This window comes from Bradyrhizobium sp. HKCCYLS20291 (genome assembly GCF_051167715.1).
Taxonomy (GTDB): Bacteria; Pseudomonadota; Alphaproteobacteria; order Rhizobiales; family Xanthobacteraceae; genus Bradyrhizobium.
This window is the reverse complement of sequence record NZ_JBNPTO010000009.1, coordinates 238954-258650: the sequence shown is the minus strand read 5'-3', so window position 1 is coordinate 258650 and position 19697 is coordinate 238954. Positions and strand designations below refer to the sequence as shown.

General features: G+C 66.6%; 18 protein-coding genes and 1 other RNA gene. 11 read left to right on the top strand and 8 right to left on the bottom strand.

From position 1 onward, the window contains the following. The first annotated feature begins 259 nt into the window (after nucleotides 1–259). The 3 genes from hrpB to ACQR07_RS21570 all read left to right on the top strand — a co-directional run bounded on the left by hrpB (nucleotide 260) and on the right by ACQR07_RS21570 (nucleotide 5076). A complete protein-coding gene (gene hrpB, locus ACQR07_RS21580) occupies nucleotides 260–2737 on the top strand; it encodes an ATP-dependent helicase HrpB (RefSeq protein ID WP_434904174.1) in 2478 nt (825 codons plus the stop codon). A gap of 160 nt (nucleotides 2738–2897) precedes the next feature. Beyond that, nucleotides 2898–3395, top strand: a complete 498-nt coding sequence (locus ACQR07_RS21575; RefSeq protein WP_434904193.1) for a TIGR02281 family clan AA aspartic protease — start codon at nucleotides 2898–2900, stop codon at nucleotides 3393–3395. A 181-nt stretch (nucleotides 3396–3576) separates the two neighbouring features. After that, nucleotides 3577–5076, top strand: coding sequence for a phosphomannomutase/phosphoglucomutase (locus ACQR07_RS21570; protein WP_434904173.1), 1500 nt, complete (start codon nucleotides 3577–3579; stop codon nucleotides 5074–5076). A gap of 16 nt (nucleotides 5077–5092) precedes the next feature. Here the strand turns inward: ACQR07_RS21570 and ACQR07_RS21565 are convergent, their stop codons facing one another. The 4 genes from ACQR07_RS21565 to ACQR07_RS21550 all read right to left on the bottom strand — a co-directional run bounded on the left by ACQR07_RS21565 (nucleotide 5093) and on the right by ACQR07_RS21550 (nucleotide 9068). Continuing rightward, nucleotides 5093–6562, bottom strand: a complete 1470-nt coding sequence (locus tag ACQR07_RS21565; RefSeq protein ID WP_434904172.1) for a methyl-accepting chemotaxis protein — start codon at nucleotides 6560–6562, stop codon at nucleotides 5093–5095. A 507-nt stretch (nucleotides 6563–7069) separates the two neighbouring features. Beyond that, nucleotides 7070–7570 carry an Lrp/AsnC family transcriptional regulator gene (locus ACQR07_RS21560; protein ID WP_434865404.1) on the bottom strand — a complete coding sequence of 167 codons (501 nt, stop codon included), beginning with the start codon at nucleotides 7568–7570 and terminating at the stop codon, nucleotides 7070–7072. 136 nt (nucleotides 7571–7706) lie between these two features. Further along, nucleotides 7707–8645 (bottom strand): NAD(+) diphosphatase, encoded by a 939-nt coding sequence (nudC, locus tag ACQR07_RS21555; protein ID WP_434904171.1) that lies wholly within the window; start codon nucleotides 8643–8645, stop codon nucleotides 7707–7709. Nucleotides 8646–8648: 3 nt separating this feature from the next. Further along, complete coding sequence (locus tag ACQR07_RS21550) at nucleotides 8649–9068, bottom strand: HIT family protein (RefSeq protein WP_434904170.1); 420 nt, start codon at nucleotides 9066–9068, stop codon at nucleotides 8649–8651. A 149-nt stretch (nucleotides 9069–9217) separates the two neighbouring features. On the opposite strand from ACQR07_RS21550, the gene ffs reads away from it, so the two are divergent. From ffs to ACQR07_RS21525, 5 genes are all read left to right on the top strand, one after another. After that, nucleotides 9218–9314: signal recognition particle sRNA small type (gene ffs / locus ACQR07_RS21545), an RNA gene on the top strand. A gap of 147 nt (nucleotides 9315–9461) precedes the next feature. Beyond that, entirely contained in the window at nucleotides 9462–11279 is a 1818-nt protein-coding gene (locus ACQR07_RS21540; protein ID WP_434904169.1) for a DNA polymerase III subunit gamma/tau, read from the top strand. Between the two features lie 77 nt (nucleotides 11280–11356). After that, nucleotides 11357–11677 (top strand): YbaB/EbfC family nucleoid-associated protein, encoded by a 321-nt coding sequence (locus ACQR07_RS21535; protein WP_434904168.1) that lies wholly within the window; start codon nucleotides 11357–11359, stop codon nucleotides 11675–11677. Nucleotides 11678–11697: 20 nt separating this feature from the next. Then, nucleotides 11698–12297, top strand: a complete 600-nt coding sequence (gene recR / locus ACQR07_RS21530) for a recombination mediator RecR (protein WP_231318362.1) — start codon at nucleotides 11698–11700, stop codon at nucleotides 12295–12297. 20 nt (nucleotides 12298–12317) lie between these two features. Then, on the top strand, nucleotides 12318–12743 hold the full coding sequence (locus ACQR07_RS21525) for a hypothetical protein (protein WP_434904167.1): 426 nt from the start codon (nucleotides 12318–12320) through the stop codon (nucleotides 12741–12743). Between the two features lie 94 nt (nucleotides 12744–12837). Here ACQR07_RS21525 and ACQR07_RS21520 read toward each other — a convergent pair whose 3' ends face one another. Together ACQR07_RS21520 and ACQR07_RS21515 are read right to left on the bottom strand one after the other, a co-directional pair. After that, complete coding sequence (locus ACQR07_RS21520; RefSeq protein ID WP_434904166.1) at nucleotides 12838–14223, bottom strand: AmpG family muropeptide MFS transporter; 1386 nt, start codon at nucleotides 14221–14223, stop codon at nucleotides 12838–12840. Nucleotides 14224–14266: 43 nt separating this feature from the next. Beyond that, nucleotides 14267–15499 (bottom strand): DNA recombination protein RmuC, encoded by a 1233-nt coding sequence (locus ACQR07_RS21515; protein ID WP_434904165.1) that lies wholly within the window; start codon nucleotides 15497–15499, stop codon nucleotides 14267–14269. Nucleotides 15500–15668: 169 nt separating this feature from the next. Between ACQR07_RS21515 and def the strand changes: the two genes are divergently transcribed. The 3 genes from def (at nucleotide 15669) to truA (ending at nucleotide 18130) form a co-directional block, all read left to right on the top strand. Further along, complete coding sequence (def, locus tag ACQR07_RS21510) at nucleotides 15669–16196, top strand: peptide deformylase (RefSeq protein ID WP_434904164.1); 528 nt, start codon at nucleotides 15669–15671, stop codon at nucleotides 16194–16196. Between the two features lie 140 nt (nucleotides 16197–16336). Then, on the top strand, nucleotides 16337–17272 hold the full coding sequence (fmt, locus tag ACQR07_RS21505; protein ID WP_434904163.1) for a methionyl-tRNA formyltransferase: 936 nt from the start codon (nucleotides 16337–16339) through the stop codon (nucleotides 17270–17272). A 120-nt stretch (nucleotides 17273–17392) separates the two neighbouring features. Further along, nucleotides 17393–18130, top strand: coding sequence for a tRNA pseudouridine(38-40) synthase TruA (gene truA, locus ACQR07_RS21500; protein ID WP_434904162.1), 738 nt, complete (start codon nucleotides 17393–17395; stop codon nucleotides 18128–18130). On the opposite strand, the gene ACQR07_RS21495 is transcribed toward truA, so the two are convergent. Together ACQR07_RS21495 and dapE are read right to left on the bottom strand one after the other, a co-directional pair. After that, nucleotides 18131–18514 carry a RidA family protein gene (locus ACQR07_RS21495; RefSeq protein WP_434904161.1) on the bottom strand — a complete coding sequence of 128 codons (384 nt, stop codon included), beginning with the start codon at nucleotides 18512–18514 and terminating at the stop codon, nucleotides 18131–18133. It abuts the gene before it with no gap. A gap of 19 nt (nucleotides 18515–18533) precedes the next feature. Then, nucleotides 18534–19688, bottom strand: coding sequence for a succinyl-diaminopimelate desuccinylase (dapE, locus tag ACQR07_RS21490; protein ID WP_434904160.1), 1155 nt, complete (start codon nucleotides 19686–19688; stop codon nucleotides 18534–18536). Nucleotides 19689–19697: the final 9 nt, after the last annotated feature.

Genomic DNA, 19697 nt, shown 5'->3' with positions numbered 1-19697 from the left:
CATCCAGATCTCGGTGCACCCTCTCCCCTTGTGGGAGAGGGTGGATCGCTGGCGCGGAAGCGCCGGCGAGCCGGGTGAGGGGTCTGTCTCCGCGGAAAGAACCCCTCACCCGGCGGCCATTTCGCTGCGCTCATGTCCGCCACCCTCTCCCACAGGGGGAGAGGGTGCATCGAATTCGCGGCAGGCATCTCATCATCTCACCACGGTATCTAGATTGGCCCGTCCCGGAAGACGGGTCGCATAGTCCACGGCCCCATCAGTGCCCCTCCGCTTCGACACGCCGCTGCCCATCGATGCCGTGCTGGACGAATTGTCCGGCACGCTTGCGCGCAGCAACACGGCCGTGCTGGTGGCGCCCCCCGGCGCCGGCAAGACCACGCGCGTGCCGCTGGCGCTGCGCGATGCGCCATGGGTCGGGGATAACAAGATCATCGTGCTTGAGCCGCGACGCATCGCGGCCCGCGCCAGCGCCGAGCGCATGGCGAAGTCGCTCGGTGGGCGCGCCGGCGACACCGTCGGCTATCGCGTCCGGTTCGGCTCGAAGGTGTCGCGCGCGACCCGCATCGAGGTCGTGACCGAAGGCATCTTCACGAGGCAGATCCTCGACGATCCCGAACTCACCGGCGTCGCCGCCGTGCTGTTCGACGAATTCCACGAGCGCTCGCTCGATGCCGATCTGGGCCTCGCGCTGGCGCGCGATGCGCAGCAGGGCCTGCGCGAGGATCTCCGCATTCTCGTGATGTCGGCGACGCTGGATGGCGCCCGCGTCGCGAGCCTGCTCGGCGATGCGCCGGTGGTCGAGAGCGAGGGTCGCGCCTATCCGGTCGAGACCCGTCATGTTGGCCGCAAGCCGGATGCGCCGATCGAGCGCCAGATGGCCGAGACGATCGCGAGCGCGTTGCGGGCCGATGCCGGCTCGGTGCTGGCGTTCCTGCCCGGGGCCGCCGAGATCCGGCGGACGCAAACCATGCTCGCCGAGCGCGTCCATGACGCTGCGATCGAGATCGTGCCGCTGTTCGGCGCGCTCGACGCCGCGGTCCAGGATCGCGCCATCTCGCCGGCGCCCAAGGGGCAGCGCAAGGTCGTCCTGGCAACCTCGATCGCGGAGACCTCGCTGACCATCGAAGGCGTCCGCATCGTGGTCGATTCCGGCCTCGCCCGGGTACCACGCTACGAACCGGACATCGGCCTGACCCGGTTGGAGACGGTGCGGGCCTCGCGCGCCGCCGTCGACCAGCGCCGCGGCCGCGCCGGCCGCACCGAGCCTGGGGTCTGCTACCGGCTGTGGGACGAGCCGCAGACCGCCTCGCTCGCGGCCTACACCCAGCCGGAAATCCTGAGCGCCGACCTGTCCTCGCTGGTGCTCGACCTCGCCCAATGGGGCGTCAGTGATCCCGCGACGCTGAGCTTCCTCGATCCGCCGCCACAGCCCGCCTGGAAGGAGGCCCGCGACCTCCTGAACGAGCTCGGCGCCCTCGATGGCGACGGCCGCCTGACTGACGAGGGCCGGCGACTCCGGGCGCTGGCGCTGCCGCCGCGGCTGGCGCGGATGATCATCGACTCCGAATATTATTCGATGACCGAGGAGGCGGCCGAGATCGCCGCCATCCTGACCGAACGCGGGCTTGGCGGCGATAGCATCGACCTCGAGGTCCGGATCGATCAGTTCCGTCGCGATCGTTCCCAGCGAGCCCAGAGCGCTCGCGACTTGGCGCGGCGTTGGGTCCAGCAGGTGGGGTCGTCGCCAGCTTCCTCCGACGTGGTGAGCGACTTGAGCACCGGAGTCATGCTCGCTCTCGCCTTCCCCGACCGCGTCGCGCGCAATCGCGGCAATGGCAGCTTCGTGCTCGCCAACGGCCGCGGCGCGGCCGTCGAGCAGACCTCGTCGCTGGCCCGCGTGCCCTATATTGCCGTCGGCGAACTCACCGGCACGGCGGCGAACGGCCGCATCCTGCTGGCGGCGCCGCTCGCGATCGAGGACATCGAGCGCCATTTCGCTGCTCACATCGAAGCCAGGGACGAGGTCAGCTTCGACCGAGATGCGTTGGCACTGCGGGCGCGGCGCCGGCGCAGGCTGCACGCCATCGTCATGGCCGATGCGCCGGTGGCGCTCACGCCCTCGGAAGACACCGCGCGCATCTTTGCAGACGGCATCTGCGCGGCCGGGCTCGACCGGCTGCCATGGTCGAAGGCCGCCAAGCAATGGCGCGACCGCGTAACCTTCCTGCGTAAGGCGGAAGGCGACAGCTGGCCGGACCTGTCGGATGCGGGCCTGATCGCGCGGCGTGAGGATTGGCTGGTGCCGCTGCTCGCCGACAAGACCTCGCTCAAGGAGGTCTCGCCCGGCGACGTCTCCGATGCCGTGATGGCACTGCTGCCCTGGGACCTCCGCGCCCGGCTCGACAAGGAGGCGCCGACGCATTTCGAGGCGCCGACCGGCACCATGCTGGCGATCGACTACGAGGCCGAGCAGGGACCGACCATTGCCGTGCGGCTGCAGGAGCTCTTCGGGCTCAATATCCACCCCTCGATCGCCCGGGGCGCGGTGCCGCTGGTGCTGGAGCTGCTGTCGCCGGCGCAGCGGCCGGTGCAGGTGACGCGCGATCTGCCGGGCTTCTGGCGCGGCTCCTACGCCGCCGTGCGCACCGATTTGCGCGGCCGCTATCCCCGCCATCCCTGGCCCGACGATCCGGCCAACGCGCAGCCGACCCGGCGAGCGAAGCCGCGCGGGACGTAGCTCGTGCAAATTATACCGTCCGCATCGCCATCGTTAACGCTTCGCTCATCGTTTTCGCCAAAATGACAGCGGCAGCCGCTCCGCTTCAGTCGCCCGTCAGCGGCTTTCATGGTCAAGTCGGTTGCGGGGTAAAGTCGGGCGTTGTGTAATGCGTAGCATAATGATCTTCGCGGCCGTTCTCGTCGGCCTCGGCACCTTCATGGCACAGCTGGCCGATCGCCTGACGCCCGCGCCGGCGTCCGCCACGCCCGCGGCACGCGCCGCCACCTTGGACACGGCTTCAGCTCAGCGCAGCATCAGCATTTCGACCGACCGGCGCGGCCATTTCCGGGCCGACGGCCGCATCGACGGCCAGCGCATCAGCTTCATGGTCGATACCGGCGCCTCGATGGTCGCGCTCAACGAAAGCTCCGCCGCCCGCTTTGGCCTGCGCCCCGCCCGCAGCGACTACACCGCCAACGTGACGACGGCGAACGGCACCGTGAAGGCCGCGCGCGCCCGGCTCGCGATGGTCGAGCTCGGCGAGCTCACCGTGCGCGACGTCGATGCGCTGGTGCTGCCGGATACCGCGCTGTCGGAGAACCTGCTCGGACTGTCGTTCCTGTCCAAGCTGAAGCGCTTCGCCTACGCCAACGGCCAGATGGTGCTGGAGCAGTAATCACCATCGCCCGCATCTTGGCTGATGCGCTGACTGTCCCCATATACCGGCAGGCCAGATGGTTCCGAGGACGGGGCCACGCTGCCTGATTGTTGCCTGCATTCATCTGCCTTTGTTGTATGACGTCGTGCAAGGCACGACCCCATTCTTCCATTGATGTGATTTTTCGAGGCCCCTGCTGATGTTTCCCAAGCCGAAAGCCGTCCTGGTTCCCAACACCTATGCCTTTGAATCCGAGCCGATGGTGAAGCCGACGGGCTTCCGCGAATATGACGCGCGCTGGCTGTTCAACAAAGAAATCAACCTGATGGGTGTTCAGGCGCTCGGCATGGGGCTGGGCGCGCTGATCGCGGAACGCGGCGTCAGCCGAGAGATCGTCACCGGCCACGACTTCCGCGGCTACTCCGCCTCGATCAAATACGCGCTGATCTCGGGCCTGATGGCTGCCGGCTGCAAGGTGCACGACATTGGCCTCGCGGTGACGCCGATGGCGTATTTCGCGCAGTTCGATCTCGACGTGCCCTGCGTCGCCATGGTCACCGCCTCGCACAACGACAATGGCTGGACCGGAGTGAAGATGGGCGCCAACCGGCCGCTCACCTTCGGCCCCGAGGAGATGACCCGGCTGAAGGAGATCGTGCTCAACGCCGAGTTCAAGAACGCCGGCGGCGGCTCCTATCAGTTCCACGAAAATTATCCCGCGCGCTACATCGCCGATCTCACCAACCGTCCCAAGCTGAAGCGCAAGTTGAAAGTCGTTGCCGCCTGCGGCAACGGCACGGCGGGCGCGTTCGCGCCGCAAGTGCTGGAGGCGATCGGCTGCGAAGTGATCCCGCTCGACACCGAGCTCGACCACACCTTCCCGAAGTACAATCCGAATCCCGAAGACATGGAGATGCTGCACGCCATCCGTGACGCCGTGCTGGCGCACAAGGCCGATGTCGGCCTCGGCTTCGATGGCGACGGCGACCGCTGCGGCGTGGTCGACAACACCGGCGAGGAGATCTTCGCCGACAAGGTCGGCGTGATGCTGGCGCGCGACATGTCGGCGATTCACAAGGACGCGCAGTTCGTCGTCGACGTGAAATCGACGGGACTGTTCATGACGGATCCCGTGCTGCAGGCGCAGGGCGCCAAGACCGCCTATTGGAAGACCGGCCATTCCTACATGAAGCGCCGCACCAACGAGCTCGGTGCGCTCGCCGGCTTCGAGAAGTCCGGCCACTTCTTCTTCAACCGCCCGTTCGGCCGCGGCTATGACGATGGCCTGGTCTCGGCGATCGCGATCTGCGAGATGCTCGATCGCGCGCCGGGCAAGTCGATGGCGGACCTCAAGGAGGCGCTGCCGAAGACGTGGTCGTCGCCGACCATGTCGCCGCATTGTGGTGACGAGGTCAAATACGGTGTCGTCGACGCCGTGGTGAAGCATTTCCAGGCGCTGCAGCAGCAGGGCGGCAAGGTCGCGGGGCAGCCGATCCGCGATCTCGTCACCGTCAACGGCGTGCGCGTCACCGTCGCGGACGGCAGCTGGGGCCTGGTGCGGGCGTCATCCAACAAGCCGGAACTCGTCGTCGTGGTGGAGAGCCCGGTCTCCGACCGGCGCATGCACGACATGTTCGAGGCCGTCAACGAGGTGCTGCGGACGCACCCCGAGGTCGGTGCCTACAACCAGACGATCTGAGAGCGCTCGATCGTCATCACGCCGCGCTGAGCGAGCGCAAGAACTGGTCGACCTCCGATTTCAGCCGGTCGGACTGCGAGGTCAGTCCGTTGGCGGCGCCAAGCAGCTTCGTCGCCGCGGTGCCGGTCTCGTCGGAGGCATGCGCCACGTTCTGGATGTTGAGGTGCGCTTCGCGCGTGCCGTCAGCGGCCTGGTGCACGTTGCCCGAGATGGCGCGCGTGGCCTCGCCCTGCTGCTCCACGGCGCTCGCGATGCCCTTGGAGATTCCGTCGATCTCGGCGATCGTTCCGCCGATGAGCTGAATGGCGCTGACCGCATCCGCCGTGGCGTTCTGGATCGACTGGACCTGGCTGGAAATTTCCTCCGTCGCCTTGGCCGTCTGATTGGCGAGCGCCTTGACCTCGCTTGCCACGACCGCGAAACCCTTGCCATGCTCGCCGGCGCGAGCGGCTTCGATGGTGGCGTTGAGCGCGAGCAGATTGGTCTGGCTGGCGATCGTCTGGATCAGCGTCACGACCTCGCCGATCTTCTGCGTGCCGGAGGCGAGCCCCTCCACCACCGTGTTGGTGCGGCGGGCCTCGTCGGCCGCTTTCGCGGCGATTTCGGCGGAGCGGGTGACCTGCTGGGAAATGGCATTGATGGACGCCGACAGCTCTTCGGCCGCGGCAGCAACCGTTCCGACATTGCTCGAGGCCTGCTGCGAGGCGTGGGCCGCGGCCGTGGTCTGCCGCGCAGCTTCCGAACTGCTGCGGCTCATCGAGGTCGACAGGCCCTGCATCTCGTTTGCGGCGACCGCAACCGCCTCGACGATGCCTCCGATCCTGCGCTCGAAGCCGGTCGCAAGCTCGCGCCGTGCCGCATCGCCCTCCAGCTTCCTGCGTCGTTCGATTTCAGCGTGCTCGGCATTGGCGCGCGCCTCGGCCGCACCGGCGGCCGCCGCCTCCGCCGTCTTGCGGGCGGTGGTCTCGAACAGCTGCGACAGCTTGTGGCCGAGCGCGATCAGGACCCCGGCCTCGATCAGCAGGATCACCGCATGCAGCACGACGCGGGCGAAGTCGCTGCCGCCCGGATAGACCGCCGCCGGCAGCATGAAATTGAGCACCAGATGATGCAGCGCGACCGTGATCGTGCCGATGAGGATCGGCCTGAAATCGCAATAGGCCATGAGGCAGGCCAGCATCGCGAAGAAGTACATGTGCATGTCGGTCTGCCACGCATGGCCCGACATCTGGTAGACGAGCACGGACACCGTGACCATCAGCGCGACGGCGACGGTGAGACGGGTGGACAATTCGCTCCCGGTCGCCCGCCAGGAGATCGTCGCGATCGCGGCCAGCACTGCGATGGTCAGCGTCGGCAGCAGCCACTCGCCCCCGCGTGCGAGGCCGACGATGAGAACGATCGGAACATGGAGCCAAAGCAGCGTGATCAGAGCCTTGCTGGTGATCTCGCGAAGCTCGGCAAGATCTGCGTTCGTGTCCGTCATTTCCGTTCCCCCTGCGTCCCGATCGATTCCGTGAGACAGGCGGCAACCGCCTGTGGATCAATGGCAAACCAAGCTCCTGCTGCGCGCAGCCGCGTCCAGCCCGCAACGGGGCCGGGACGCAACACCAGGAGTGTCGGAAGATACGTCGTGCGTACGATGGCCGCATCGGCGGATGCTGCGGCGTTCATCGCATCCTCCGCGCTCCACCATGGCGGAAATGCCACGGCGACGATCTCATTGCCTGGACGTGCCTGCAGCGTCAGCCAGGCGACCGCGACGAAGCTCCCAAGCAGCAGGACGATGGCGTTCAGCCATGCGAAACGAGCCGAGGGAGCGGGTGAACGCGGCGCCATCGGAGGTATGATAGGCGGCGCCGCCTAAGTTATGGTAAACAGTCCCCGGAAGTTTGTTGCGGCCGTCGAGATCATTCGCCGCCTGCGGTCCTGTGCCGACGAACCGCGATCATGGCGGCCGATGAGGCGAGCGGGGGGCGCGATCACGGGGCGATCAGACCGGCGGCACCGGCAGCACGGTGATCGACTTGATCTTCTCCATCGCGAAGCGGGAGGTGACGTTCTTCAACGGCACCGCGCTGATCAGCTTCTTGTAGAACACGTCATAGCTCTGCATGTCCGCAACCACAACGCGCAGCATGTAGTCGACGTCGCCGGCCATGCGATAGAACTCCATCACCTCCGGCATCGAGCTGACGGCCTCGGCGAATTTCCTCAGCCAGGCCTCGGAATGGTCGGCGCTCTCCACCGAGACGAACACGGAGATGCCGAGCCCGATCTTGTTCTGATCGACCAGCGCGACCCGGCGCAGGATCACGCCATCGGCCTCCAGCCGCTGGATGCGCTTCCAGCACGGCGTCGACGACAGCCCCACCCGGTCGCCGATCTCGGCGACGGACAGGGATGCATCCTCCTGCAGGACCATCAGGATCTTGCGGTCAATGGCGTCGAGCCGGCGGTTGGCTTCGGGGCCCTGGGCGGAGACGTCGGTCATGGAGAAATTTGTTCCATATGAAGGTCGATAAACCCTCATATAGAGAAAAACGTTCCATGGCAAGAATCGGCCGTTCAGGACGGCCGAGGCGCCAAGTACCGCCTCGCCCGCCGGGTACGGAGGTCTTGAATTACCTTTAGGCCTCGTCCTTCAGCCAACGCCCGACCAGATGATGGGCAATGGCGAACGGGTGCGGGCCTGCCAGCCCATCCGGGTGCTGCCGCTGGAGCATCAGCCGGGCCTCGTCGCGGCTGAACCAGCGGACGTCCTCGAGCTCGGCGCGGTCAATGACGATGTACTCGTTCAGCGCCCGGGCGCTGCAGCCGATCATTAGCGACGACGGATACGGCCACGGCTGGGTCATGTAGTAGGCGACGTCGGTGCAGCGGATGCCGGATTCCTCGAACACCTCGCGGCGGACCGCGTCCTCGATCGTCTCGGCCGCCTCGACGAAGCCGGCGAGGCAGGAATACATGCCGGCCGGAAACTGCTTTTGTCGGCCGAGCAGGCACTTGTCGCCCGAGGCGACCAGCGAGATCACGACCGGGTCGGTGCGCGGGAAATGCTCGGTCTTGCAGCTCGGGCATTCGCGCTTCCAGCCGCCCTCGCGCATCGCGGTCTTGGTGCCGCAATTGGCGCAGAAGCCGTGGCGCTGATGCCAGGAGACCATCGACTTGGCCATCGCGATCGTCGCCAGCTGGTCGACCGGGATCGCGCCCTGCATCGCGATGCCACGCAGCTCGGTGACCGACACGTCCTCGCGCCCCGCGAGCTTCTCGACCGCGGCCGGCGAAATGCCCATGCCGAACACCGCCGCACCGTCCTGCAGCCCGAGGAAGATCGTGCCCGGATTGGCGCCGAAACCGAGCGCCTCGTCGATCGAGAGCAGCGGGCGCAACTGGTCGCCGTCCCGCTTCAGCACCAGCGAATCGCGATGCACGACATAGGCCCGGGTCGACGGCTTGCTCTCGAAGGCGAGCAGCTTGTCGTCATGAAAGCGCAAATGCGCGGCGCGCTCGATCGGATGGCCGACGAAGGCCGGCTTGCCCAGCGGAAACAAGTCGAATGGCGACATCTCTCACCCTAGCCAGATCTTGCGCCGGATGGCGCTGATGAATTGCTGCACCTCCTGCGCATCGTGCGGCACAGGTGGTGCGACGCCCCAGACCGGGCGCGGCCACGCCACATCAGTGGTGCGGCGGGCGATGACATGGACATGCAGCTGCGGCACCATGTTGCCAAGTGCCGCGACATTGAGCTTGTCGCATTTGGTGATTTCCTTGAGGGCACGCGACACCCGCGTGATCTCGGTCATCAGCTGCGCCTGTGCGACCTCGTCGAGATCGATGATCTCGACCGCGCCCTCGCGCCGCGGCACCAGCAGCAGCCAGGGGAAATTGCCGTCCTTGATCACCAGCACGCGCGACAGCGGCAGGTCGCCAATATCGATCGTATCCTTCGCAAGTTGCGGATGCAGCGACCAGGCTGATTCGGGCATGCGGCGGGGTTCCTGGCAGGGGCGGTCATGCGGGGAGCTGGACGGCACCTAAAGCCTTTCCCAGCTGTGGCACAAGCCCGCAGGGCGGGGGAGCGGACCGGCGAAGCTCGCGCTTGCTTTCCGGTCCGTTTGGCCCCAAATAGGCAGCGGGAGATTGGCGGTGGACGAGCCACTCGCCAACCGGGTCAGGTCCGGAAGGAAGCAGCCCTAACGAGGTCCGGATCGGGTCGCTCGTCAGTCTCCTACCTGTTTTCTCGAGCGAATCGCGCACAGATGGCGGGGACCCCGCGCAAGGCGGGCGCTCGACCGCGCTCCGGTGGATCGCGTCGAGGCTGATTGCGTCGACGACCGCGATCGATGCCGGCCTGAAATGTTTCACTTGCGGATCGCTCGATGACTGACGCCGGCGCCCCATCCGTTCCGCCCGACAGCGCCGCCGCTCCCGCCAAGCCCTACCGGGTGCTGGCGCGCAAATACCGCCCCTCCAGCTTCGCGGATCTGATTGGCCAGGAAGCCGTCGTGCGCACGGTCTCGAACGCGTTCGAGACCGGCCGCATTCCGCAGGCCTGGATTCTCACCGGCGTCCGCGGCGTCGGCAAGACGACCACCGCCCGCATCCTTGCCCGCGCCCTGAATTACGAGCTGCCCGACGGCTCGGTGAAGGGGCCGACCATCCACATGCCGGTGCTCGGCACCCATTGCCAGGCGATCATGGAAAGCCGGCACATGGACATCCTGGAGATGGACGCGGCGTCGCACACCGGCGTCGACGACGTCCGCCAGATTAATGACAGCGTGCGCTATGCGCCGGCCAGCGCGCGCTACAAGGTCTACATCATCGACGAAGTCCACATGCTGTCGACGGCGGCGTTCAACGCCTTCCTGAAGACCTTGGAGGAGCCGCCGGAACACGCCAAGTTCGTGTTCGCGACCACCGAGATCAGGAAAGTGCCGGTGACGGTGCTGTCGCGCTGCCAGCGCTTCGACCTGCGCCGGGTCGAGGCCGACGTGCTGATGAAGCATCTCCAGGGCATCGCGACCAAGGAGGGCGTGACGATCGAGTCCGAGGCGCTCGGCATCATCGCGCGCGCCGCCGAAGGCTCGGTGCGCGATTCGCTGTCGCTGCTCGACCAGGCGATCGCGCACAGTGCCGGCGAGGTGCGCGCCGACGACGTCCGGCAGATGCTGGGGCTTGCCGACCGCACCCGCGTCATCGACCTGTTTCATCATCTTGCCAGCGGCGACATCGCCGCCGCGTTCAAGGAGTTTCGCGAGCAATACGATGTCGGCGCCGATCCCGTGGTCGTGCTGTCGGACCTCGCCGAGTTCGTGAACTTCGTCACCCGCGTGAAGGCGGTGCCAGTGACAGCCGACAACGTCGCGTTCAGCGAGACAGAGCGGCTGCGCGCGCGGGATTTCGCGACCAAGCTGTCGATGCGCGTGCTGTCGCGGATGTGGCAGATGCTGCTGAAGGGCATTGCGGAGACGCAGGGCGCGACGCGTCCGGCGGCCGCGGCCGAGATGGTGCTGGTGCGCATCGCCTACGCAGCCGATCTGCCGACGCCCGACGAAGCCATTCGCATGATCGATCAGAATGGCGGCGGGTCGCCGGTTGTCACGAATGGCGGCGGAGCGCCGCGTCCTGCAACCAGCATGAGTGCCGGAGCGCCGCCGGTGCAGGCGTCGCGTCCGCAAGGCCCGACGCTCGCCGCGGTCGGCGGCGGGATGCGCCCTCAGGCGATGTCATCGCAGCCGTCACCGTCACAGCAGGATCAGCCTGCGCTGCGGATCGCGAGCTTCCAGGAGCTCGTCGCTCTTGCTGGCAAGAATCGCGACCTGATCACCAAGAGCGCGCTCGAGATGGACGTTCGGCTCGTCCGCTTCGAGGAGGGGCGTCTGGAGATTGCGCTGGAACGCACGGCGCAGCGATCGCTTGTCTCCGACCTCGGCCGCAAGCTGGAGGACTGGACGGGGCGGCGCTGGACCGTGATCGTCTCAAACGAGCAGGGCCAAGCGACCCTGCGCGAGCAGAACCTGCGCGCCAAGAGCGAGCGCGAGGCGGCGGCGGAGGCTGACCCGCGCGTGCAGGAGATCCTGGCACGGTTCCCGGGTACCAAGGTGATCGAAGTGCGCCGGCTCGCCCCCGAGCCGCCCGAATCCGACGCCAGTGCTGTCGAGCCGCCGGACGAATCGGACGATGATGATTTCTAGAGCTTGATCCGGAAAAGTAAGAACCGGTTTTCCGAAAGATCATGCTCAATAAAAAAGACAGATGATGAGGTGCTCCGATGGCTGATTTTCTCGGCATGATGAAACAGGCGGCCCAGCTGCAAACGAAGATGCAGGAGATGCAGGCGGAGCTCGGCAATATCGAGGTCGAGGGCATCTCCGGCGGCGGCCTCGTCGCCGTGCGCATGACCGCCAAGATGGACGTGAAGTCCATCAAGATCGATCCGTCGCTGTTGAATCCGGAGGAGGCCGAGATCCTCGAGGATCTCCTGGTCACCGCACATGGCGACGCGCGCCGCAAGGCGGAAGCCGCGATGCAGGAGAAGATGCAGGCCATCACCGGCAAGCTCGGCCTGCCGCCGGGCTTCGGTTTTGGTTAGTTCATGATCGTCGTGATCTGATGGCCGTCGCCGGTCCTGAAATCGAGCGCCTGATCCAGCTGCTCGCGCGCCTGCCCGGCCTCGGGCCGCGCTCGGCGCGGCGTGCCGCGCTGCATCTGATCAAGAAGCGCGAGGCGCTGATGGTGCCGCTGGCCTCGGCGATGCAGGTCGCGATCGAGCGCATCCAGGTGTGCAAGACCTGCGGCAATATCGACACGCAGAGCCCCTGCACGGTGTGCACCGATCCGCGGCGCGATCCCGCGATGATTGTGGTCGTCGCCGATGTCGCCGACCTCTGGGCGCTGGAGCGCGCAAAAGCCTCAAACGGTCGCTATCACGTACTCGGCGGCACCTTGTCGCCGCTCGACGGCGTCGGCCCGCAGGACCTCACCATCGATGCGCTGGTGCAGCGTGCGCATGCGCCCGAGGTGCAGGAGATCATCCTGGCCTTGAACGCGACGGTCGATGGTCAGACCACCGCGCACTACATCACCGACCTCCTGCAGGAGGCGAACGTCAAGGTCACGCGGCTGGCGCATGGCGTGCCGGTCGGCGGCGAACTCGACTATCTCGACGAAGGCACGCTCTCGGCCGCGATGCGGCAGCGGACCTTGTTCTAAGCACAGACGGAAGTGAGATGATGACGAAGCGTGGATTCGGCAAACGGCTGGCTTTGGGCGCGATTCTTGTGGCGCTCGCGGCGCCATCCGTCCTGGCGCAGCAGGGCGAGACGTCGCTGAAGGCGGGCAAGCCGCTCAACGCCGGCGACGTGCTGTCGGGTGAGCTGAGCGCGCTGAAGGTCAAGGGCGCCAAGCCCGGCCAGCCGTCATCGGCCTATCAGATCACCAGCGAGCCCCGCCGCCTGCCGCCACCGGGCGGGCTGTGCAATCTCGAGACCGGCCCGGAGACGTTCCAGCTGATCACCGCGAGCCCCGCGCAGGCCTCGCAGTTGAAAGGGTTCCTGGGTAAGCAGATCGCCGTGAAGGTCGACGAGATCGCCTGCGCCCAGGATGCGGGGCAGATCAGCGAGGCGGTCGTGACCAAGTGGAGCCTGGTGAAGCGCTGAGAGCCGCTATCGGTGTTCACGCGAATGCAGCGTCATGATTTCCGCTGTCATCGCCCGGCTCGCGGGTGATGACGGCCTTATACGAGGTGAGAAGCTATACCTTTACGGGCCCCAGTGCCGCGAAATGCCCGCGCCGCTGCAGCCAGGCGAGCAGCACGAGGCTCGGGATCGCGACCAGCACGCAGATGACGAAGAATGCCGGCCAGCCGGTCGCCTTCGCCACGTAGCCTGCGCCTGACGACAGATAGGTGCGGCCGACGGCGGCGAGCGCCGTCAGCAGCGCGTATTGGGTCGCGGTGTGCAGCGGGTTCTGGCACAGCGCGGAGAGATAGGCGACGAAGATCACGGTGCCGATCGCGCTGGTGAAGTTTTCCGCCGAGATCGCCAACGCCAGCGCCCATTGATTGACGCCGACGACTGCAAGCCACGAGAACGACAGGTTGGCCAGCGCCTGTACGACACCGCCGATCCACAGGCTCGTGGCGAGCGAATAGCGCCGCGCGACGAAGCCGCCGGCAAAGCCGCCGGCGAGCGTGGCGGCGAGGCCGACGCCCTTCACGATCGCGGCGTAGTCGACCTTGGTGAAGCCGAGATCGATCACGAAGGGCGCGGTCATGGTGCCGGAGAAGGCGTCGGTGAACTTGAACAGAACGACGAAGGCGAGCGCGGCCAGCGCATCGCGCCGTCCCAGGAATTCGAGGAACGCGCCGCTGGCCGCATGCATCACACGGGTGAGCGCGGTGTCGGCGCTCATCTCGGCTTCGGCCTGCTTCGACTGCGCCGGCTCGGTTGCGGCGAGTGCCGTGATCGTGCCGATCAGCACCAGGGCGGCCATGACGACGTAGCCCCACATCCAGGACGACGGCCGCGTCAGCCCCGAGTTCTCGAACGCGCTGACCACGACGAGCGCGCCGGCCGTGGAGACCAGCATGCCGATGCGGTAGGCCGCGACATAGGACGCCATGCCGGCGGCCTGCTCGCTTTCCGGCAGGCTCTCGACGCGGAAGGCGTCGACCACGATGTCCTGGGTCGACGACGTCGCGGCGACCAGCAGCGCGGCCAGCGCCACCATGAACGGCGCATGCGCCGGGTCGGTTGACCCCAGCAGCAGAATGGCCGCGATCAGCAGCATCTGCGCGAACACCAGCCAGCCACGCCGCCGTCCGAACGCGCGGGTGAGCAGCGGCACGTGCAGCGCATCGACCAGCGGCGCCCACAGGAACTTCAGCGTGTAGGGCGTGCCGACGAGCGCGAACAGCCCGATGGTGCCGAGATCGACGCCGAGCTCGCGCATCCAGATCTGCAAGGTCGAGCCGGACAGCGCCAGCGGCAGGCCCGAAGAGAAACCGAGGAACAGCACGATCAACACGCGTGGCTGCAGGTACACGGCCATGCTCTCGCGCCAGGTCGGGGCGGGCTTGGGCGCTTCGGGGTTTGCGGCGGGCGCTGCGAGGTCGGATGTCGCGTCGGGTGCAGTCATGACCGGGTGGTAGCAGATTTGGACGGCTGTCGCGACGCCACCCTCACTCTCCCGCCTGCATCCCGCCGGCCAACGGAAACAGGTCCGGCGTCGTGCTTGTGCCCGGCACGATCCGGGGCGAGTCCACCGGCGCGTCCTGCTTGCTGAAATCCAGCTCCTCGATGCGGGCGGCGCGCTTCTCGATCTTGTCGGCGGAGATCAGGATCTGGCGGATGTCCTCGCTGACGTCGCCGAAATGCTTCTGCAGCTTGAGCACGCGCTCGCGCAGGCGGCCGAGGTCGTCGCCGAGATGGATCACCTCGTTGCGGATCTGGTCGGCGGCGTCACGGATGCGGGCGTCCTTCATGATCTGCTGCATGACCTGGATGGCGAGCATCAGGAGCGACGGCGATACCAGCACGACCCGCGCGCGATAGGCCTTCTGGATGACGTCGTCGAAGCCGTCGTGGATTTCGGCATAGACCGACTCCGACGGCACGAACATCAGGGCCGTATCCTGAGTCTCGCCGACGACCAGATATTTCTCGGCGATGTCGTTGACGTGGCGCAGCACGTCGGTGCGCAGGCGCTGCGCAGCGACGCGCTTCTCCTCCTCGGTCTCGGCGTCATGCAGCGCGGTGACCGCCTCCAGCGGAAACTTGGCGTCGATGCACAGTGGCCTGGTGTCGGGCAGGAACACGACGCAGTCTGGCCGCTTGCCGCCGGCGAGCGTGTACTGGAACGCGTAGCTGCCCTTCGGCAGCCCATCCTGGACGATCGCCTCCATCCGCGCCTGGCCGAAGGCGCCGCGTGACTGCTTGTTGGCAAGCACGTCGCGCAGGGTCGTCACCTGCGTGGTCAGTTCGCTGAGATCACGGTGCGCATTGTCGATGATGCCGAGCCGCTCGTGCAGCACGCGCAGCGAATCCATGGTGTGGCGCGTGCTCTGCTCCATCGACTGGCCGACGCGGTGAGTGACGGCATCGAGCCGCTCGTTGACGCTGCGGGCCAGGTCCACCTGGCGCCCGGCCAGCAGCTGCGCCATCGCGTCGACCCGGCCGGAGGCCTCGCTCTGGACGCGGATCATCTCGCCGAACCGTTGTTCAAGCTCGTCGGCACGAATCGCCTGCAGGGCAGCAAGCTCGGTCCCGCGCCGGCCGGAGCGGGCGACCGCCGCCACGATCATCACGAGCAGCAGCAGCACCAGCACGCCGAATCCGATCAGCGCATCGCTGGCCCGGATCGGCAGGTCGCCGATCATGACGACGACAGGATTGAGGCTTTGGCTGGCGGTCATCACCCCCGTCTATCCGATTCGCGCAAGCTCGCGAACGAAGAGAGAACATTTATGGTTAAGGCCGGGTTAAGAAGCATGGTTAACGGATCGTTGAAATTCATGGTTAGCGATGTCTTAACCGCACGCCATTAGATTGACCCGGTCAGTTCCGCGGCTTAAATCGCGCGCCATGTCCCTAAAAGAAATCATCATCCTGCCGGATCGGCAGCTGCGGCTGGTCTCCAGGCCTGTCGAGAAGGTCACGCCGGAGATCCGGCAGCTGGTCGACGACATGTTCCAGACCATGTACGACGCGCCCGGCATCGGGCTCGCGGCGATCCAGGTCGCGCAGCCCTTGCGCCTCATCACCATGGATCTGGCGAAGCCGGATTCCGGCGGCGAGACCAAGCGCGAGCCGCGGGTCTTCATCAACCCGGAGATCGTCGCCAAGTCGGATGAGCTGTCGATCTACGAGGAAGGCTGCCTGTCGATCCCCGAATATTATGAGGAGGTCGAACGGCCGGCGCGCGTCCGCGTCCGCTTCACCGATATCGACGGCGTGGTCCGCGAGGAGGATGCCGAGGGGCTCTACGCCACCTGCATCCAGCATGAGATCGACCATCTCAACGGCGTGCTGTTCATCGACTATCTGTCGAAGCTCAAGCGCGACCGCGTGATGAAGAAGTTCACCAAGGCCGCCAAGCGCGCGGGCGAGTAACAAACAACTCTCTCCTCCGTCATGCCCGGGCTCGACCCGGGCATCCACGTCGTGCCGCTCGCATTGGCATCGCGACGTGGATGGCCGGGACAAGCCCAGCCGTGACGCGGAGGATTCGGCCATGCAGGATCGCCCACCAGATGCCGCTTCGCCTGATCTTCATGGGTACGCCGGACTTCGCCGTGCCGACCCTGCTCGAGCTCGCCGGCCATGGCCACGAGATCGCAGCCGTCTACACCCGCGCGCCGAAGCCCGGCGGCCGCCGTGGCCTGGCGCTGGTGCCGACGCCGATCGAGACCGAGGCGCGCCGGCTCGGCATTCCCGTGCTCACGCCGAAGACGTTGAAGACCGAGGAGGCGCTGGCCGGGTTCCGCGCGCATGAGGCCGATGCCGCCGTCGTCGTCGCCTATGGCATGATCCTGCCGCAGTCGATTCTCGATACGCCCAGGCTCGGCTGCTACAATCTTCACGCTTCGCTACTGCCGCGCTGGCGCGGCGCCGCGCCGATCAACCGCGCCATCATGGCGGGTGATGCCGAAAGCGGTGTGATGGTCATGAAGATGGACGTCGGTCTCGACACCGGCGACGTCGCGATAGCCGAGCGCATTGGTATCACCGACGCCATGACGGCGTCCGATCTGCATGATCGCCTGTCGCGGATCGGCGCCGACCTGATGGTGCGCGCGATGGCTGCGCTGGAGCGCGGCGGGTTGACGCTGACGAAGCAGGCCGAGGACGGCGTCACCTACGCCGCCAAGATCGAGAAGGCCGAAGCTCGAATCGGCTGGAGCAGGCCGGCGCATGCCGTGCTGCGCCACATCCATGGTCTGTCGCCGTTCCCTGGTGCCTGGAGCGAGATCGGGCTCGATGGCGAGGCGGTGCGCCTGAAGATCCTGCGCTGTGCGCTAACCGCTGGCGTGGGTGAGCCGGGTACCGTGCTCGACGAGCAGCTCACCATCGCCTGTGTCGACGGCGCCATCCGCATCACCGAACTGCAGCGCGCCGGCAAGGGCCCGATGAAGGCCGCGGATTTCCTGCGCGGCACGCCATTGAAGTGTGGTGCCCGCTTTTCGTAACGCTGTCATACCCCGCGAAAGCGGGGTATCCAGTACGCCGAGACGGCCATTGTCGAGCCGAGACGTCGGCGATGACTGGATCGCCCGCCTGCGCGGGCGATGACGGCAGCAATAAACCGGATGCCCCGCTACAAGCTCACCATCGAATATGACGGCACCCCGTTCTGCGGCTGGCAGCTGCAGGAGACGCTGCCGTCGGTGCAGGGCGCGCTGGAAACGGCGGTGCAGGCGACCTGCGGCGTGCCGACCCGCGTGCACGGCTCCGGCCGCACCGATGCGGGCGTTCACGCCACCGGGCAGGTCGCGCATTGCGACATCGAGAAGGCGTTCCGCCCCGACAAGCTGCGTGATGCGCTCAACGCGCATCTGCGCCCGAACCCGGTCGCCGTGCTCGACGCGGAGATCGTGCCGGAGACGTTCGAAGCGCGCTTCTCCGCGCGCAAGCGGCACTATCGCTATCGCATCGTCAATCGTCGCTCCAATCTGGCGCTGGAGGTCGGCCGCGTCTGGCGCGTGCCGCAGCGGCTCGATTCGGATGCGATGCACGTCGCTGCGCAACGCCTGATCGGCAAGCACGACTTCACCACGTTCCGCGACACCGAGTGCCAGGCAAAATCACCGGAGAAGACGCTCGATCAGCTCGACGTCGTCAGGGACGGTGACGCCATCACCGTCATCACCTCGGCACGCTCCTATCTGCACAGCCAGGTGCGCTCGATGGTCGGCTCGCTGGTGTGGGTCGGGCAGGGCCGCTGGAGCGCCGATGATCTGGCGGCCGCGCTCGCCGCGCGCAGCCGCGCCGCCTGCGGCGTCGTCGCGCCGCCCGAAGGGCTGTATCTCGTGAAGGTCGACTACTGATCAGGCGGCGGCGACTGCTTCGATTTCGAGTAGCCAGGCGCTGTCAAAGATTTCGGCAATGATCACCGTCAATGCAGGCGCCAGGTCGCCCAGGACTTCGTTGCGAACGTCGCGGTTTTCGACGCCGTACTTTCGATCCGACAAATAGGTCGTGACCTTGACGATGTTGCCGAGTGTCATGTCGGCCGCCCGAAGCTGCGCTTCTACATTGCGCCACACGAGACGGGCTTGGCTCGTGAAATCGGCGGGCACCGCGCCATCTGCATCTTGCGGAATCTGACCGCTCACGAATGCCCATCGCGTCGGGTGCGAGACCTCGCAGACTTGGCTGTAGCAGCCCGAGGGCTGCGGCGCGTCCTTGGCGCTCAGAGCTCGTCGGTCCATCCGCGCCACCCCTTGCAGCTCAGGCGAAATATCTGTCGAGGATGCCGCGATAGATCTTCGTCAGCGTCGCGATATCGGCGACAGAGGCGCGCTCGTCGATCTGGTGCATGGTCTGGCCGACCAGGCCGAACTCGATCACCGGGCAGTAGCTCGAGATGAAGCGCGCATCCGACGTGCCGCCGGTGGTCGACAAATCAGGCCTGCGGCCGGTGACCTCTTCGATCGCCGCGACCGCGAGGTCGGTGAACGGACCCGGCTTGGTCAGGAACACGTTGGAGTTCGACGGCAGCCAGTCGATGTGGGCGCGGATGCGGTTGCCGCAGGCTGTTGCCAGCCGCTTCTCGACCAGCGCGCGCAGCGACTCCTGCGTATGGCAGTCATTGTAGCGGATGTTGAACTTCGCTCGTGCGATCCCTGCGATGACGTTGGTCGCGGTGTTGCCGACATCCACGGTGGTGAATTCGAGGTTCGACGGCTGGAATTGCGCGCTGCCGTGATCGAGCGGCTCGTCGGAAAGTGCCACGATCAGGCGCGAGATGTCAGGCACCGGGTTGGAGGCGCGGTGCGGATAGGCGACGTGGCCCTGCTTGCCTTCGACGATCAGGGTGCCGGACTGTGAGCCGCGGCGGCCGATCTTGATGCAGTCGCCCATGACTTCCTGATTGGACGGCTCGCCAAGCACGCAATGATCGAAGCGCTCGCCGCGCTCGGCCGCCCACTGCAACAGCTTGATGGTGCCGTTGATCGAGACGTCCTCCTCGTCGCCGGTGATCAGGAACGAGATCGAGCCCTTGGGCTGGCCACCGTGCTCGCGCAGATAGTCGAGCGCCGCCGCGACGCTGCAGGCGATGCCGCCCTTCATGTCGACCGCGCCGCGGCCGTAGATGTAGCCGTCCTTCACCTCGCCGGAGAATGCGCCGAGGCTCCAGGCCTTTTCGTCGCCAGGCGGCACCACGTCGGTGTGGCCGGCGAAGGTGATGTGCGGTCCCTCGCTGCCGATGCGAGCGTAGAGGTTATCGATGTCGGCGGTGCCTGCCTCGGAGAACGTCACGCGATGCGTCGTGAAGCCCGCTTGCGCCAGCAGGGCTTCGAGCACACCGAGCGCGCCGGCATCGGCCGGCGTGACGGAAGGGCAGCGGATCAGGTCGCGGGTGATGTCGAGGGCGTCGGTCATGCCCTCGGC